The sequence below is a fragment of the Corynebacterium suedekumii genome (assembly GCF_030252185.1).
Classification (GTDB): Bacteria; Actinomycetota; Actinomycetes; order Mycobacteriales; family Mycobacteriaceae; genus Corynebacterium; species Corynebacterium suedekumii.
In genome coordinates, this window is the sequence record NZ_CP126970.1 from 172,635 (window position 1) to 185,696 (window position 13,062).

At 69.3% G+C, this 13,062-nt stretch carries 14 protein-coding genes, 1 tRNA gene, 1 pseudogene and 1 riboswitch; of the genes and pseudogenes, 6 read left to right on the forward strand and 10 right to left on the reverse strand.

All coding sequences use genetic code 11. From position 1 onward, the window contains the following. Positions 1–63: 63 nt before the first annotated feature. Complete coding sequence (locus tag QP029_RS00840; protein ID WP_284875040.1) at positions 64–765, forward strand: hypothetical protein; 702 nt, start codon at positions 64–66, stop codon at positions 763–765. On the opposite strand, the gene QP029_RS00845 is transcribed toward QP029_RS00840, so the two are convergent. Further along, a complete protein-coding gene (locus tag QP029_RS00845) occupies positions 722–1,936 on the reverse strand; it encodes a hypothetical protein (protein WP_284875041.1) in 1,215 nt (404 codons plus the stop codon). The genes QP029_RS00840 and QP029_RS00845 overlap by 44 nt on opposite strands. A 57-nt stretch (positions 1,937–1,993) precedes the next feature. Here QP029_RS00845 and QP029_RS00850 point away from each other — a divergent pair, with 57 nt between their 5' ends. Continuing rightward, positions 1,994–2,665: a hypothetical protein gene (locus tag QP029_RS00850; RefSeq protein ID WP_284875042.1), complete on the forward strand. Its 672-nt coding sequence runs from the start codon at positions 1,994–1,996 to the stop codon at positions 2,663–2,665. A gap of 8 nt (positions 2,666–2,673) precedes the next feature. On the opposite strand, the gene QP029_RS00855 is transcribed toward QP029_RS00850, so the two are convergent. Further along, on the reverse strand, positions 2,674–3,885 hold the full coding sequence (locus QP029_RS00855) for a hypothetical protein (protein WP_284875043.1): 1,212 nt from the start codon (positions 3,883–3,885) through the stop codon (positions 2,674–2,676). Between the two features lie 64 nt (positions 3,886–3,949). Here QP029_RS00855 and QP029_RS00860 point away from each other — a divergent pair, with 64 nt between their 5' ends. After that, positions 3,950–4,948, forward strand: coding sequence for an ATP-grasp domain-containing protein (locus QP029_RS00860; protein WP_284875044.1), 999 nt, complete (start codon positions 3,950–3,952; stop codon positions 4,946–4,948). Here the strand turns inward: QP029_RS00860 and QP029_RS00865 are convergent. The 3 genes and pseudogenes from QP029_RS00865 to QP029_RS00875 form a co-directional block, all read right to left on the reverse strand. Further along, a pseudogene (locus QP029_RS00865) lies at positions 4,945–5,103 on the reverse strand (SDR family oxidoreductase); the annotation flags it as partial. The gene QP029_RS00860 and the pseudogene QP029_RS00865 sit on opposite strands and share 4 nt — an antisense overlap. Next, positions 5,090–5,192, reverse strand: a riboswitch (TPP riboswitch). Its footprint overlaps the pseudogene before it by 14 nt. Positions 5,193–5,210: 18 nt before the next feature. Beyond that, positions 5,211–5,783, reverse strand: a complete 573-nt coding sequence (locus tag QP029_RS00870) for a DUF308 domain-containing protein (protein ID WP_284875045.1) — start codon at positions 5,781–5,783, stop codon at positions 5,211–5,213. A gap of 89 nt (positions 5,784–5,872) precedes the next feature. Then, positions 5,873–6,790 carry an MsnO8 family LLM class oxidoreductase gene (locus QP029_RS00875; RefSeq protein ID WP_284875046.1) on the reverse strand — a complete coding sequence of 306 codons (918 nt, stop codon included), beginning with the start codon at positions 6,788–6,790 and terminating at the stop codon, positions 5,873–5,875. Between the two features lie 68 nt (positions 6,791–6,858). Between QP029_RS00875 and QP029_RS00880 the strand changes: the two genes are divergently transcribed. Continuing rightward, complete coding sequence (locus QP029_RS00880; RefSeq protein WP_284875047.1) at positions 6,859–7,734, forward strand: SDR family oxidoreductase; 876 nt, start codon at positions 6,859–6,861, stop codon at positions 7,732–7,734. A 9-nt stretch (positions 7,735–7,743) separates the two neighbouring features. Here the strand turns inward: QP029_RS00880 and QP029_RS00885 are convergent, their stop codons facing one another. Beyond that, positions 7,744–8,916, reverse strand: coding sequence for a L,D-transpeptidase (locus QP029_RS00885; protein WP_284876107.1), 1,173 nt, complete (start codon positions 8,914–8,916; stop codon positions 7,744–7,746). A 279-nt stretch (positions 8,917–9,195) separates the two neighbouring features. Here QP029_RS00885 and QP029_RS00890 point away from each other — a divergent pair. After that, positions 9,196–9,271: transfer RNA gene (locus QP029_RS00890), tRNA-Lys, on the forward strand. A 60-nt stretch (positions 9,272–9,331) separates the two neighbouring features. Here the strand turns inward: QP029_RS00890 and QP029_RS00895 are convergent. From QP029_RS00895 to QP029_RS00910, 4 genes are read right to left on the reverse strand one after another with little or no spacing between them, the layout of a single operon-like run. Further along, complete coding sequence (locus QP029_RS00895) at positions 9,332–9,994, reverse strand: hypothetical protein (RefSeq protein ID WP_284875048.1); 663 nt, start codon at positions 9,992–9,994, stop codon at positions 9,332–9,334. A 21-nt stretch (positions 9,995–10,015) separates the two neighbouring features. After that, positions 10,016–10,318 (reverse strand): hypothetical protein, encoded by a 303-nt coding sequence (locus QP029_RS00900; RefSeq protein ID WP_284875049.1) that lies wholly within the window; start codon positions 10,316–10,318, stop codon positions 10,016–10,018. Position 10,319: 1 nt separating this feature from the next. Continuing rightward, positions 10,320–10,643, reverse strand: a complete 324-nt coding sequence (locus QP029_RS00905) for a hypothetical protein (protein WP_284875050.1) — start codon at positions 10,641–10,643, stop codon at positions 10,320–10,322. Next, positions 10,640–11,890 (reverse strand): glutaminase, encoded by a 1,251-nt coding sequence (locus tag QP029_RS00910; protein ID WP_284875051.1) that lies wholly within the window; start codon positions 11,888–11,890, stop codon positions 10,640–10,642. The genes QP029_RS00905 and QP029_RS00910 overlap by 4 nt, the downstream gene beginning before the upstream one ends. Here QP029_RS00910 and QP029_RS00915 point away from each other — a divergent pair. Continuing rightward, positions 11,889–12,995, forward strand: a complete 1,107-nt coding sequence (locus tag QP029_RS00915) for a LacI family DNA-binding transcriptional regulator (RefSeq protein ID WP_284875052.1) — start codon at positions 11,889–11,891, stop codon at positions 12,993–12,995. The two genes, QP029_RS00910 and QP029_RS00915, sit on opposite strands and share 2 nt — an antisense overlap. Positions 12,996–13,062: the final 67 nt, after the last annotated feature.

Below are 13,062 nucleotides of genomic sequence, written 5' to 3' on the forward strand. Positions count from 1 at the left end.
TTGGACGCCAGTTCAGTTGGAAATCTTCGGAGCTTATCTGGCTGTCGCTGGTACCCTCCCCTCATGAAGATGCCCGCCTCGCTCGCGATCGTCGCCGCCTGGATCGCGGCTTCCGCGTGGGTGGCGTGGACCATCGGCGGGCTGCCCGGTTACGTCGTGGGCATCGTCGGTGCAGTCACCGGCATCGCCCCGCATGTGCCGGTGACGCCGAAACCGGACTCCCCCGAGGAAGCTCCGGAGATCGAGGTGCTCGCGCAGGCCCGGGGAGAGCACCGCGCCGTGCTCGACAAGTACGCCGAGTGGGAGTTCAACCCGGAGATGCTGCTGCGTTTCCCCGGGCTGTGGGACCAGTCGAAACCGGAGGTGCACCGCTTTTTCGACGCCCTGTCCGCCGCCACGCTCGCGGAGCCGGAGGGCCGGGCGAGCGATGCGCAGGTCGGACGCTACGCGGCGGCGGTGGAGGAGCTGCAGATGGCGTGGGCCGGGGCTGAACGCCACGCACGCTCAACCGGCACGACGAATCTCTCCGCCCGGTTCCGGAGTGAGGCGGACACCGGTCTCAAGCTGTATCGCCACGCGCAGGGAGCGGTGACCGCCGAGGAACGGCAGACCTACTACCGGCGGGCCCTGGAGAAGGTCCGCGCCCTCGTGCAGGCGGGGCTGCTCCCGGCGACGCTGCCGGCGGTCGGCCGGCTGGAAGCGGAGCAGCGTGACGAACTGGTCAGCCCGCCGGGGCCGACGTCTCCTCGGCTCCGGGGGCGTTGATCACCCGGTAGACGGGCCCGTCCCTTTCTGCCCGCAGCTGCCAGGTGAAGGGCAGATCGGTCGGCTCGAAGACGCGGTCAAGGCCGGGCGGGATCTCGTCGAGGGGCAGGTACCCCAGCCCGTCGACTTCGTTGCGCTCGCGGATCTCCGGGAAGCGGCCGATGCCGACGGTCACCGCCAGGTGCTCCCCGCCGACGGTGCCCCGGAACTCCACTCCGCCGTGGCGCGGACGGTCGTCGAAGGACGGGGACTCGTGGAGCTTGGCGGGGGTGCGGGCGGTGAGGGTCTGCAGGCGGGCGGGGGACGTGCGGTCGTCGAGAAGCAGGGCGTCCCGGACCATCTGCGCGGACGCCTCGGGATCGGTGAGGTCGAACCAGGAGTCCGGGAGGGTGCCGTCGGCGAGGGCCTGGGCGGTGATGTCACGGCCGCCGACGTGGGAGCGGAACTCCAGCACCGGCAGGGCCCGGGGGTTGGCGGAGGCCAGCGGTTGCATGGCGGAGTGACCGGGGACGATGTAGACGGTCTCGAACGCCGGCCGCAGGCCGATGCCCTGCGCCCGTTCCTCGAGTTCCGCCAGGACCGGGGCGTAGGAGAGAGTGATGTCGCGTCCGTCGAAGGTGGGGGACTCCAGCGAGCTCCGGCGCTTCTTCCACGTCCACTGCCGCTCCGGGTACCCCTCCAGGCGGGCGGTGACCACGTCGCCGTTGTCGTCCCAGACGGACACACTGCTGCCGGTGGTGGCCACGTCGGTGGTCAGTGTCATGTCGATCAGCTTCGACGATCCGTCGGGGACGAGGGTGTCCGCCACCGCCAGGGCGTGATCCTGGAGGGCCTCGAGGTCGTGGACGACGCTGGCGGGGTGGGTACCGCTGTCGATGATCCGGTTCGCGCGGTTGGTGTCGAAGGCGCCCGGGTTGAGCATCGCCATCGACACGACGACCGTCAGCACCAGGGCCGGGACCAGCGCGCTGAGAACGGCGACGACGGGGCGGGAGTGTCTGTTCACCGTCCACACGATGAGCAGGGCGCCGAGGACGGCGAATCCGGCGCCGATCAGCACTTCCCGGGTGCCGTTGTCCTCCCAGGCCACCGCGCCGAGCCCACCGGCGACGGCGAGGCCGCCGCCCACGGCCGCACGCCGGTGGTGTCTGTCCATGGGCCGCTCGCTCATGCGCACAACAGTATCGGCCCCGGGTATCGGCTCGCCCCCGCTGGTACCCTCACAGCCATGAAACCGTCAGCCGGCATGGCAGTCGCCGTCCCGTGGGTGGGGTTCGCCGCCCTCGTCGCCTGGGCGTTGGGTGGCACGGTCGGCTTTCTCGCGGGCGTGGGTGTCGCGCTCGTCGGCCTCATCGTCATCGTGGCCACGATGAAACAGCCACCGTCAGAGCTGCCCGCCGAACCGCAGATCTCCCCGCTCGACCAGGCCCGCATACAGCACCGAGAGGTGCTCGACGCCTACGCCGCGTGGGAGTTCGACCCGGAGATGCTGCTGCGTTTCCCCGGCCTGTGGGACCGCTCGCGCCCGGAGGTGCACCGCTACTTCGACGCCCTCGCCGCCGCCACCCGGGCGGAACCGGAGTCCGAGGGCACGCCCGCCCAGGTCGACGCCTACGTGGATTCGGTCCATGAGCTGCGGATGGCGTGGGCGGGTGCGGAGCGCTACGCCCGCTCCACGGGTACCTCGAACCTCTCGGCCACCTACCGGGCGGAGGCGGAGACCGGGCTCAAGCTCTACCGGCATGCGCAGGGCGCGGCGACGGAGGATGAGCGGCAGACCTACTACCGCCGGGCACTGGAGACGGTCCGGTCACTGGTGCAGGCTGGCCTGCTGCCGGCCTCACTGCCGGCGGTCGCCCGCCTCGAACGTGTGCAGCGCGGGGAACTGCCCTCGGCCTGACGGCCCGCCTAGAGGCGGTGCCGCTGCTCCGGGACGCCGGGGGCCTCGATGACGCGGAGGATCGTTCCGCCCGGTTCCGCGCGCACCTGCCAGGCCACGGGCTGATCGGTGTCCGGCAGGAACCTGTCCAGGGAGTCCGCCGGGATGCTGTCGAGCGGGACTGATCCCAGGCCCTCGGTGGGCGTGCGGGAGAAGACGGTCGGGAACTGGCCGACGCCGACGGTGACCTGCAGGGTCTCGGCGCCGACGGCGCCGCGGAACTCGACGCCACCGTAGACCGGGCGGTCGTCGAGACGCGGCTCCAGGGCCGTCGGGGTGCGGGCGGTGAGGGTCTGCACATCGATGCCGGTGGTGGGCCGGTTGTCCAGGCGCAGGGCGGCGATGATCTCATCGACAACTGCCGACTGGTCGGTGATGTCGAAGAACGTGCCCGGCAGGGTGCCGTCGCCGAGGATCTGGGGACGCAGCTCACGACCGTCCACCGTGGAGTTGAACTGCAGCACGGGCAGTTTTCGGGGGTTGGCGGACTCCAGCGGCTGGAAGCTGGAGTGTCCCGGATCGATCCACACCGACTCGTAGGCGGCGTTGATGCCGATCGTCGCGGCATCCTCCCGGAGCTGCGCCATCGTGGTGGCGAAGTCGAGGGTCACCTCGTGGCCGTTGAAGGTGGTCTTCTGCAGCGAATCGATGCGCTGTTCCCACTGCCATTCCCGTTCGGGGTAGGTCTCCAGGCGGGCGCGGTAGACGGAGTCCCCCTCGACGACCTCGATGAGTGAGCCGCCGGCGTTGACGTCCGTCTTCAGCTGCGAGCGGAACACCCGCTCCGAACCGCCGTCGGTCAGCTGGTCGGCGATGTCGAGGGACTGGGCGTGCAGGTCCGTCAGGTTCGCCACCGGCGGGGCGGGGAGGGTACCGGACGCCACCGCGGTGGTCTCACCGATCCCACCTGCCCCGTTCTGCGGGGACGGCGTGTCCGGGGAGGCCTGGTACAGCCACATCGTCATGAATCCGGCGGCGACGAGCGAGGGGACCAGCGCGGAGAGGAAGGACTCGAGGCGCCGGGTTCCCTTGGACACCCGCCACACGAGGACGAGGGCGGCGATCATCGCCACTGCTGCCCCGACCACCCGCGGGGTCTGCCCCAGCGCGTCCCAGGCAGCGAAGCCGAGGCCGGCGACCATGACCACGGCCGAGGCGTTCTTGAGATTCCATCCGCGCATGCCCACCACTGTATCGGCACCGAACTCCCCACCTGCCCCGCCGACGACACATAAGATGGCGCTCATGTTGAGTCGTCTCGACGATCCGCTCACACCGGACCGTCCACTCATCGTCATTCTCGGCGATGACACGGACGAGGAGGACCATGACCTCCTCTTCCCGGCACTCCGCGCGCGTGGGGTGTCGGTCATCCGGGTGCATCCACATGACATCGTCACCAGGATGGACCCGGACGAGGTGAGCTTCAGCGTCGGCCCCCTGGAGCTCCACCCCGACCTCGTCGTCGGCTGGGTCCTCGATGACCTCCTGGTGCCGGGCATGTCCTACCTCGACGTGTTCGCGCGGCTCGGGGTGCCGGTGATCAACGACGCGATGACGCTGTTCCGCGCGCAGAACAAGTTCCTCGACTCCACTCTGCTCAGCGACGGTGGTGCGCTGCGCTACCCCGTCATCACCGGGCGCGACGACACCGCCCTGCAGGACTGGCTCGAGGATCTCGACGCCCCCGCCGTGGTGAAGCCGCTGGTGGGGCACGGGGGCCGCGGCGTCGAGAAGCTTGCCGACGCCGCCGACGCCCCCGCCCTGCTCGCCCGGCTGCGGGAGCGGGACGAGGGCTACTACGTCGTACCCTGGATCGACAATCCGGGCCGCGACATCCGCGTCTACACCGTCAACCACCACCCCGTGTTCGCCATGTACCGCTACGCCCCGCCCGGGAAGTGGATCACCAACATCCTCGCCGGCGGCCACCTCGCCCCCTGCCCGCTCACCCCGGAGCTGTCCGAGTTGGCGGCGCGTGCCTCCCGGGCGGCGGGCACGCTCATCGGCGGCATCGACATTGGCGAGAACCGGGCCACCGGCGAACTGGTGGTCTACGAGGTCAACTCGTGTCCCACCTGCGAACCACCGGTGATCGAGGCGGTCGCGGACTTCCTCGCCGCGGCCGCCGTGGACCTGGAGCAGGCCCGGGCGACCTGGCGGCCCGCCCGCGTCCACACTGATCCCCCGCCTGACCCGGAGCTGTTCCACGCCAGCAAGCGGGACCGGATCCGGCCCGACTAGTCCTTGACCAGGCCACCGTCGACGACCAGGTTCTGGCCGGTGACGGATCGCGCCCACGGGGAGGCGAAGAACAGGATGGCGTCGGCGAATTCCTCCGGAGTGGTCACCGACTGCAACGGGGTGCCCTCGGCGATGAGGTCGAAGACCGCGTCCGGACATTCCCTTCGCCAGTGCTAACTGGATCAGGTTCGACGGGTGTGTTCTCAGCTGCTCCGATGGGCGGGCAGCACCCCGTGTCACGAGACCGTCACCTTAGCAAGCGTCAGGCGTTGCGGACCTTGAAGGCGGCGATCACGGCGACGATGCCGAAGACGATGCCGTAGATCGCGGCGACCCAGATGAACGCCCCGAGGGCGACGGCCGGGTTGGTCCACAGGGCGACGGCGATGGCGATCGCGGCGAGGATGTTGATGATGCCGAGCGCGATACCCCAGCCCCCGAGCTGGCGGTCACCGAGCTCGAGGACGCCCCGGATGAACAGGCCGGCGACGAGGAACCAGAGGATGATGAGGGTGCCGGCCACCGCGGCTGTCAGCGGGTAGATGATCGCGCCGATACCGATGAGGACGGCGGCGATACCACCGGCGAGCGTCCACCCCCAGCCACTGACATCGTGATTCTTCTCCTTGAAGGCGAAAGAGCAGGCGGTGAGACCGTCGAGGATGAGCCAGAATCCGATGAACAGGACGACCATCGTGGCGAGGATGGTGGCGCTGGTCAGGGGTGCGATGAGGAGCAGAACGCCGAGGATGATACCGAGGATGCCGCGGATGAGCAGGGCGGTGAAGCCGGCGGAACGGAGGGCGCCGAGGCGCCCGGAATCAGTGGTGGTCATGGAAAAACTCCTGAAAAATATGGTGACTATGAGGTACGCGACCAATAGTAATACCTATACTTGGGAGTTTCCTGTGTGCCGGGGGCCGGTCACACCAGCTCAGCCAGCAGCTCCTCCGACCGCGCCCGCCCCGCGGGATCACTCATCCCGCCGGTGACCAGCACGTCGCCCAGTCCGCGCAGGTGCTTCTCGACGTCCCGCGGGGTCCCCCACACCGCCATCGCCAGGGTCTCCGCCATCCGGCGTCGTTCCTTCTCCGTGGGCGTCGGCAGCTCATCGACCGGGCGCAGCGCCTCGAACACGCCGGTCGTGCGGGCGTGAGCCTGCGCAAAGGCCTCCGGCAGGAGGAGGTCGCGGGCGGCGTCCGTCGTGTCGGCGACGGCGACGTTGAGGGAGTGGATGACCTGCGGGGCGTCGATACGCCCGGGGCGGAAATTGCGCCGGTAGAGGTCGGCGGCGTCCGCCTGGTTGGGGCCGCCGAGGATGACGCCGAGGCCGAGTTCGGCGGCGAGCAGGACGGAGCGGAAACCGGCGAGCAGCCACACCGGGGTGTCCGTGGTCAGGTGGCCGAGCATCTCCCGCAGGTCCTCCGGGTAGCGGGCCTTCAGCTCGGCCGCATCCCCCTGCCGCAGGGACGCGCGGACCGCGGCGGTGAAGCCGACGGAGGAGCCGATGCCGGCGTCGACACGCCCGGGGTACAGGGCCTCGAGGGTGGTGATCTGCTCGGCGACGATGAGCGGTTGGTGCGCCGGCAGCATGATCCCGGCGGTGCCCACCCGGATCCGGCTGGTGGCCGCGCCGACGGCGGTGGCGAGCATCGCCGGCTGGGTGCCGGGGATGCCGGGGACGCCGTGGTGTTCGGCGACGAAGAAGCCTGCGAAGCCGAGGGCTTCGACGTGGCGGGCGTGGTCGAGCACACCCTGCAGGACGTCGGCGGTGGAGGAGATGGTGGCGGTGCCGGTGGCGGTACTGGTGGCGTTGGCCCGGTCGAGAACGGAGAGGCGCATGCCGTCCAGGATATGGGTACTCTGGGCGCTCACATCAGACATGACTAATGCGTGACAGGAGGACCACCATGCATGACCCCCGTTCCCTCTACCCCACCATCGAGCCACCCGAGCAGCGCCAGCCCCACCCCGGCCTGGACAAGGAGATGGAGCCGAAGGCCGACATCGGCCTGGACAGCTACGTCGGCCACGGCCGCCTCCAGGGGCGCAAGGCCCTGATCACCGGCGGCGACTCCGGCATCGGGTCCGCCGTCGCCGTCGCCTACGCCCGGGAGGGCGCGGACGTGGCCATCTCCTACCTCCCCGAGGAGCAGGCGGACGCCGACCGCGTCATCGAGGCCATCGAGGCCGCCGGCCAGAAGGCTCTCGCCCTGCCGGGTGACCTGTGCGAGCTGGCGCAGTGCGAGAAGATCGTCCGCGACACCGTCGAGGCGTTCGGCGGGCTGGACATCCTGGTCAACAACGCCAGCCGCCAGATCTGGCACGACGGCATCGAGAACATCCCCGACGAGGATTTCGACGCCACCATGAAGTCCAACATCTACAGCGCCTACCGGGTGACCAAGGCGGCGATCCCGCACCTGCAGCCGGGTTCGGCGATCATCTTCACCAGCTCCATCCAGGCCTACGAGCCCTCGGCGACGCTGCTGGACTACGCCATGACCAAGGCCGCGATGAACAACCTGTCCAAGGGGCTGGCCACCCAGCTGACCCCGAAGGGCATCCGGGTCAACGCCGTCGCTCCGGGCCCGATCTGGACCCCGCTGCAGCCGAGCTACGGCCAGCCGATGGACAAGCTCACCGAGTTCGGCCAGCAGGCACCGGTCGGCCGGGCCGGTCAGCCCGCCGAGCTCGCCGGGGCGTACGTGTTCCTCGCCTCCGACGAGGCCTCCTACGTCATGGGCGAGACGCTCGCCGTCACCGGCGGCACCCCCACCCCGTAACGCGGGCGGTTACCAGGAGCTGGTCTCGTCGGCGTTGCCGGCCTTCCACGTCTCCCACGGGATGTTCCAGTCGCCCAGGCCGTCATAGCCGGACAGGGTCCCGCCGATGGTGTTCTTCACCACGACGGGGTCGCCGCGCTTGACGGTGTTCTGGAACCAGGCGGCAGCCTCCGTGGTCACGTTGATGCAGCCGTGGGAGACGTTGGAGTAGCCCTGCTGCCCCACCGACCAGGGGGCGGCGTGGACGTAGATGCCGGAGTAGGACATCTGGGTGGCGTAGTCCACGGCGGTCTTGTAGCCGCCGTCCTCGTAGGCCAGGCCGAAGGTGGTCGAGTCCATGACCAGCGACTGGTGTTCGTCGCCGATGATGTAGGTGCCGTTGGGGGTGGGCCAGCGGTTCGCACCGAGGGAGACGGGGATACTGCGCAGGACCTCGCCGTTGCGGGACACGGTCATGGTCTTGGTGTTGTCGTCGACGACGGTGATCACCTCGTCGCCGATGGTGAAGTTCGTCGCGTTGTCCGACTCACCGTAGACGCCGCCGCCCAGGTCCTGTCCGTAGATGTCGGCCTCGACGCTGACCTTCGTGCCCGGCTCCCAGTACTCCGCCGGGCGCCAGCGGACCTCGGAGTTGTTGAGCCAGAAGAACGCACCCTCGACCTTCGGTTCGGTGGTGATGGTGATGGCGTCCTGGGCGGCCTGGCGGTCCGTGATCACCGAGGAGAAGCGGAACGCGATGGTCTGTGCGACACCGACCTCCGCGCCCTCGACCGGCGAAAGGTACACAGAGGCGGTGGCCGCGGGGGTGGACGTGGCGAACGTCGCCGTCGACGTCTCCCCGTTCCGGTCTGTCGCTTCGAGTGTGTAGGTGCGGTTGTAGCCGAGCACCTCCGCGGTCGCCCACGACTTCTTGTCCGCGGACAACTCCGCCTCCACGACCTTGCCGTTCTCGTTGGTCATGGTCACCTCGGACAGCCCCTCACCCTGCGAGGTCACCGTCACCGGCTCGGCCGGGTTCACATCCTCCGCGCCGTCCTTGACGGACAGCTCCGGCGGCAGGTCCTGCTCCTGCGTCGCTTCGGCGGCGTGGTCGGCGCTTTCCGACGCCTCCCCCTCCCGCTCGATCGTGCACGCCGTGAGCATGCACGCCCCGAGCACCATCGCCGTCGCCCCTGCCATCATCCGCCGCACGGCGGAAACACTCTTCTTCAACGCGCAAAACTCCATAACCCGGCACAACCACTCGACCAATTCGCCCCACCATAACGCCTGAGAAGGACATGAGGACAGACCAATCGCCGACCTCACACCCGCGTCGCCCACCCCCGGATGGTCATCCCTTCCGGATTCTCCCGGCATTTACGCACGCTGACCTGGCGATTTTACTACGTAAGCCGCATGCTGTTATATTTTTCTTCGTTGCCAGCACGGCCCCGACCGGGACCGGAACGGATGACACCAGCGCCATTAGCTCAATTGGTAGAGCAACTGACTCTTAATCAGTGGGTTCGGGGTTCGAGTCCCTGATGGCGCACCATACACCCCCGGTGACCTGCACAGACAGGCGCCGGGGGTTCTGCGTTGCGCTGACCCGGATCTACAGCAACGACACGACACCCATGACGGTGAGCACCACGGCGACGATGTAGCCGGCGAGCTTGACCATGAGCTCCTGGCGGGTGCGCATCCACTCGAAGGCGCGGCCGAAGGGGCTGTGCGGGTAGGCGCGGACCATGCCGACGAAGATCGCGGAGATGGCAGGCAGGCTGAGCGCGAGGCTGGCGTAGACGACGAGGCCGACATAACGGACGACGGCCGGATAGTCGCCGGCGGAGAGGAATCCGAGGCCCGCGAAGAAGGGCACGGAGGTGGCGGACTGGACCACGCCGAGAATGAAGCCGACACCGATGGTCTTCAGCGACGGGGTTTGCAGAGGCCCGAGCAACCGGCCGATGAGCGCATTGTCCCCCTTGCCGCCGCCGCGGAGGGTGAGCACGAGGGAGAGCACGCCCGTGGCGATGAGGAGGATGCCGAAGACGGGGGATTCCAGCGCCCGCTGGACCAGGTCGCCGAGGCCGTCGAAGACGACCATGGTGACCACCGAGAGCAGGAACACCCCGAGCCAGTCGCCGAACACGAGCAGGGTGGCGATGCGCCGGTAGGGCGCGGTCCGCGGCAGCATGACGCCGAGTGCGACGATCACCCCGATGAGGAGGACGTTGAGCGAATCGAGCAGCGCGAAGGAGACGGCGTGGAGCATGGGCACCACTCTAGGCTGACGTCAATACCGTCCCTGCCGCCACGCCCACGTGGATGCGGCGGCGCCGACGACGGCGAGCAGGCCCGTCAGCCAGGTGGCGTCGTAGGCCTCCCCGTCGCTGAGCGGCAGGTACATGGTCGGGTGGAACTCCACGGGTGCGTAGCCGGCGAGGGCGGCAGCGGTGGCCAGCACCGTCACGGGGAAGGTGACCCAGAACCACGGGAACCCGGGCCGGTTGTGGCGGCGCCGCACGACGGACGCGGCGACGAGCCCGACGATGACGGCGGCGAACACGATGAGCCAGGTGGCGTCGGGCAGGTACATCTCAGACCCGCCGCCCCAGCCAGGACCAGACGGTGCCGGTCAGGCCCACCGCGAGCAGCCCCATCCAGATGGTGGTCGCCCGGTTGTAGTCCTCGAAGCTCCACAGCTGCTCGTTGGACAGGTACTGCATGGGCTCCCCCACCGGCGGGAATCCCGTCTCGGGGGCGAGGATCCGCGCTGCGGTGACCGCCACCGCGAGGGCGAGGAGGGGGAGGAACACCCAGAACCAGGGGAACCCCGTCAGCTCCGCCTCCCTGCGGCGCGGCAGCACCACCGCCGCGACCACCCCCACCACGGCGAGCGCGGCGACGGCGTACCAGGTCATGTCAGGGTGCCCACGGTGTCGGCGTAGGTGCCGTCGGAGAACTCGAGGTCGGTCATGACCTCCTCGGGGTCGTAGACGTAGACCTCGAAACCGTTCTCGCGGTAGCGGCGGAAGCCCTCCTTGACCATGCGGCGGCCCATCTTGTTGAAGCCGGTGACGCGCGAGATGTCGAGGACGAGTTCGTTGCCGCCGAGGCGCTGCTCGGTGAGGTCGTGGAGAATGTCCTCGGCCGCGGGGAAGTTGATCATGCCCTGGAGGCGGACGATGGTCTTGTCGCCGTCGCGGGTGATGGAGCGGATGCCGGGGACGCTGTAGTAGTCGGAGGACATGAGGTGCAGGCCCATGTCGTGGGAGAGGCGTTCGAAGATCTTGACGCCGCGGACGCTGTTGCCCTGGGCGTCGAGACGCGGGGAGAAGGTGGCGATGCCGAGCTGGCCGGGCAGGTTGCCGATGAGCCCGCCGGCGACCCCGGACTTGGCGGGGATGCCCACGTTCGCCATCCAGCGGCCGGCGGCGTCGTACATGCCGGCGGAGCTCATGACGGACAGGGCGAGGCGGCAGGCCTTCGCGCCGAGGATGCGGTCGCCGGTGATGGGCTGGACGCCGCCGTTGGCCAGGGTGGCGGCCATGACGGCGAGGTCGCGGGTGGTCACGAGGATGGAGCACTGGCCGGTGTAGCTGGTGACGGCGTCGTGGGCCTCGTCCTTGATGATGTCGTAGCTGCGCAGCACATGGGCGATCGACAGGTTACGGTCGGCGCCCTTGAGCTCGGACTCCTCCAGCTCCGCGTCGACCGTGAGCTCGCGCCCGGCGAGGCGGGAGAAGAGGTCCCGGATGCGCTCCACCCGGTCCTCGACGGAGGAGTCCTCGCCGTTGATGAGCTGGTTGACGGCGATGGCGCCGGCGTTGATCATCGGGTTGACCGGACGTTTGTCGTTGTCGTCGAGGGAGAGCTCGTTGAAGGCCTCGCCGGAGGGTTCCATGCCCACGACCTCGTTGACGGCGTCGGCGCCGAGTTCCTGGACGGCGAGCGCGTAGACGAAGGGCTTGGAGATGGACTGGATGGTGTATTCGACGTCGGCGTCCCCCACCGAATAGAGGTGCCCGCTGGTGGTGCACAGGGCGATGCCGAGTTTCTCCGGGTCGGCGTCGCGGAGCTCGGGGATGTAGGCGGCGACCTCTCCGCCGTCCTCGTCACGCACGCCGTCGAGAATGTCGTCCAGGTAATCCGGGATGGGGGTCTGCATGGCATCCCAGCCTACCCACCGGCCGGTCCCGCGTATTGTCGGCGGCATGGGGAAAGACGCGACGATCTATGACGTGGCCACGCTGGCCGGAGTCTCACCGTCGACCGTGTCGCGCACCTTCTCCCGGCCGGACCGCGTGAGCTTCCGCACGGCCGAGAAGATCCGGGCCGCCGCGGAGGAGCTGGGCTACCGCGCCGAGGTGGAGACCCGGGGGTCGACGAAGCCGCCGTCCCACTCCCTGGGACTGGTGGTCGCGGACATCACCAACCCCTTCTTCCAGGAGGTCTTCCGCGGCACGGAGCACGCCGCCCGGATGGAGGGGATGCTGGTCACGGTCGCCGACACGCACGAGTCGGTGCCGCGGGCGCGGGCCGCCGTCGACCGGATGCTGCCGATCGTCGACGGCCTGCTGCTCGCCTCCACCCGCCTGGCCAACGGGGAGATCCAGAAGATCGCCCGCACCATCCCCACCGTGAGCCTCAACCGCCCGGTCCCCGGCGTGCCCAGCGTGCTGGTGGACAACTACGAGGGGGCGATCAAGGCGGCGGTGCACCTCGAGTCGCAGGGCGTGCGCTCCATCACCTACCTCGCCGGCCCCCACGATTCCTGGGCTGATGCGACGCGCTGGCGCGGGCTTCTCGACGCCGTGGGAACCCCCGCCGAAACCGCCCCCGACACGTTCACCCGCAGCACCGCCCTGCCCGCCAGCGAGGCCCGGCGGCTGCGGCGCATCAGCGTGCGTCAGCTGCGGGTGGACCAGCCGACGATGCTCGGCGGGCGCCGTGCCTTCGAGGCCTGGCGCACCGATCCCACCGACGCCGTCCTGTGCTTCAACGACCTCGTGGCCATCGGCTTCCTCGACCAGGCTCACCGCGAGGGCGTCTCGGTTCCCGACGACGTCGCGGTCGTCGGTTTCGACAACACGGAGATCACCGCGCTCATCCCGCCGGGACTGACCACCGTCGCGGGCCCGCTGCACACCGTCGGCCGCGTCGCCGCCGCCAACCTCATGGCACTCATCCACGGGATCAAGGCCCCGCTCGCCCGCCCCCGGGTGCTGCCCACCCGCCTCATCGTGCGGGGCTCGAGCCGCCGCCTATCCTGACGACCCCCGGGTCGGCAACTGTTGGCAACTCCTTGTCTGTGACCTGCGTCCCCGACTTGGATGTAGG

Excerpts from the sequence above, each read along its gene's own strand:
- QP029_RS00840 (WP_284875040.1), top strand. The coding sequence starts at position 64 with ATGAAGATGCCCGCCTCGCTCGCGATCGTCGCCGCCTGGATCGCGGCT.
- QP029_RS00845 (WP_284875041.1), bottom strand. The coding sequence starts at position 1,936 with ATGAGCGAGCGGCCCATGGACAGACACCACCGGCGTGCGGCCGTGGGC.
- QP029_RS00850 (WP_284875042.1), top strand. The coding sequence starts at position 1,994 with ATGAAACCGTCAGCCGGCATGGCAGTCGCCGTCCCGTGGGTGGGGTTC.
- QP029_RS00855 (WP_284875043.1), bottom strand. The coding sequence starts at position 3,885 with ATGCGCGGATGGAATCTCAAGAACGCCTCGGCCGTGGTCATGGTCGCC.
- QP029_RS00860 (WP_284875044.1), top strand. The coding sequence starts at position 3,950 with ATGTTGAGTCGTCTCGACGATCCGCTCACACCGGACCGTCCACTCATC.
- QP029_RS00870 (WP_284875045.1), bottom strand. The coding sequence starts at position 5,783 with ATGACCACCACTGATTCCGGGCGCCTCGGCGCCCTCCGTTCCGCCGGC.
- QP029_RS00875 (WP_284875046.1), bottom strand. The coding sequence starts at position 6,790 with ATGCGCCTCTCCGTTCTCGACCGGGCCAACGCCACCAGTACCGCCACC.
- QP029_RS00880 (WP_284875047.1), top strand. The coding sequence starts at position 6,859 with ATGCATGACCCCCGTTCCCTCTACCCCACCATCGAGCCACCCGAGCAG.
- QP029_RS00885 (WP_284876107.1), bottom strand. The coding sequence starts at position 8,916 with ATGATGGCAGGGGCGACGGCGATGGTGCTCGGGGCGTGCATGCTCACG.
- QP029_RS00895 (WP_284875048.1), bottom strand. The coding sequence starts at position 9,994 with ATGCTCCACGCCGTCTCCTTCGCGCTGCTCGATTCGCTCAACGTCCTC.
- QP029_RS00900 (WP_284875049.1), bottom strand. The coding sequence starts at position 10,318 with ATGTACCTGCCCGACGCCACCTGGCTCATCGTGTTCGCCGCCGTCATC.
- QP029_RS00905 (WP_284875050.1), bottom strand. The coding sequence starts at position 10,643 with ATGACCTGGTACGCCGTCGCCGCGCTCGCCGTGGTGGGGGTGGTCGCG.
- QP029_RS00915 (WP_284875052.1), top strand. The coding sequence starts at position 11,889 with ATGGCATCCCAGCCTACCCACCGGCCGGTCCCGCGTATTGTCGGCGGC.
- QP029_RS00910 (WP_284875051.1), bottom strand. The coding sequence starts at position 11,890 with ATGCAGACCCCCATCCCGGATTACCTGGACGACATTCTCGACGGCGTG.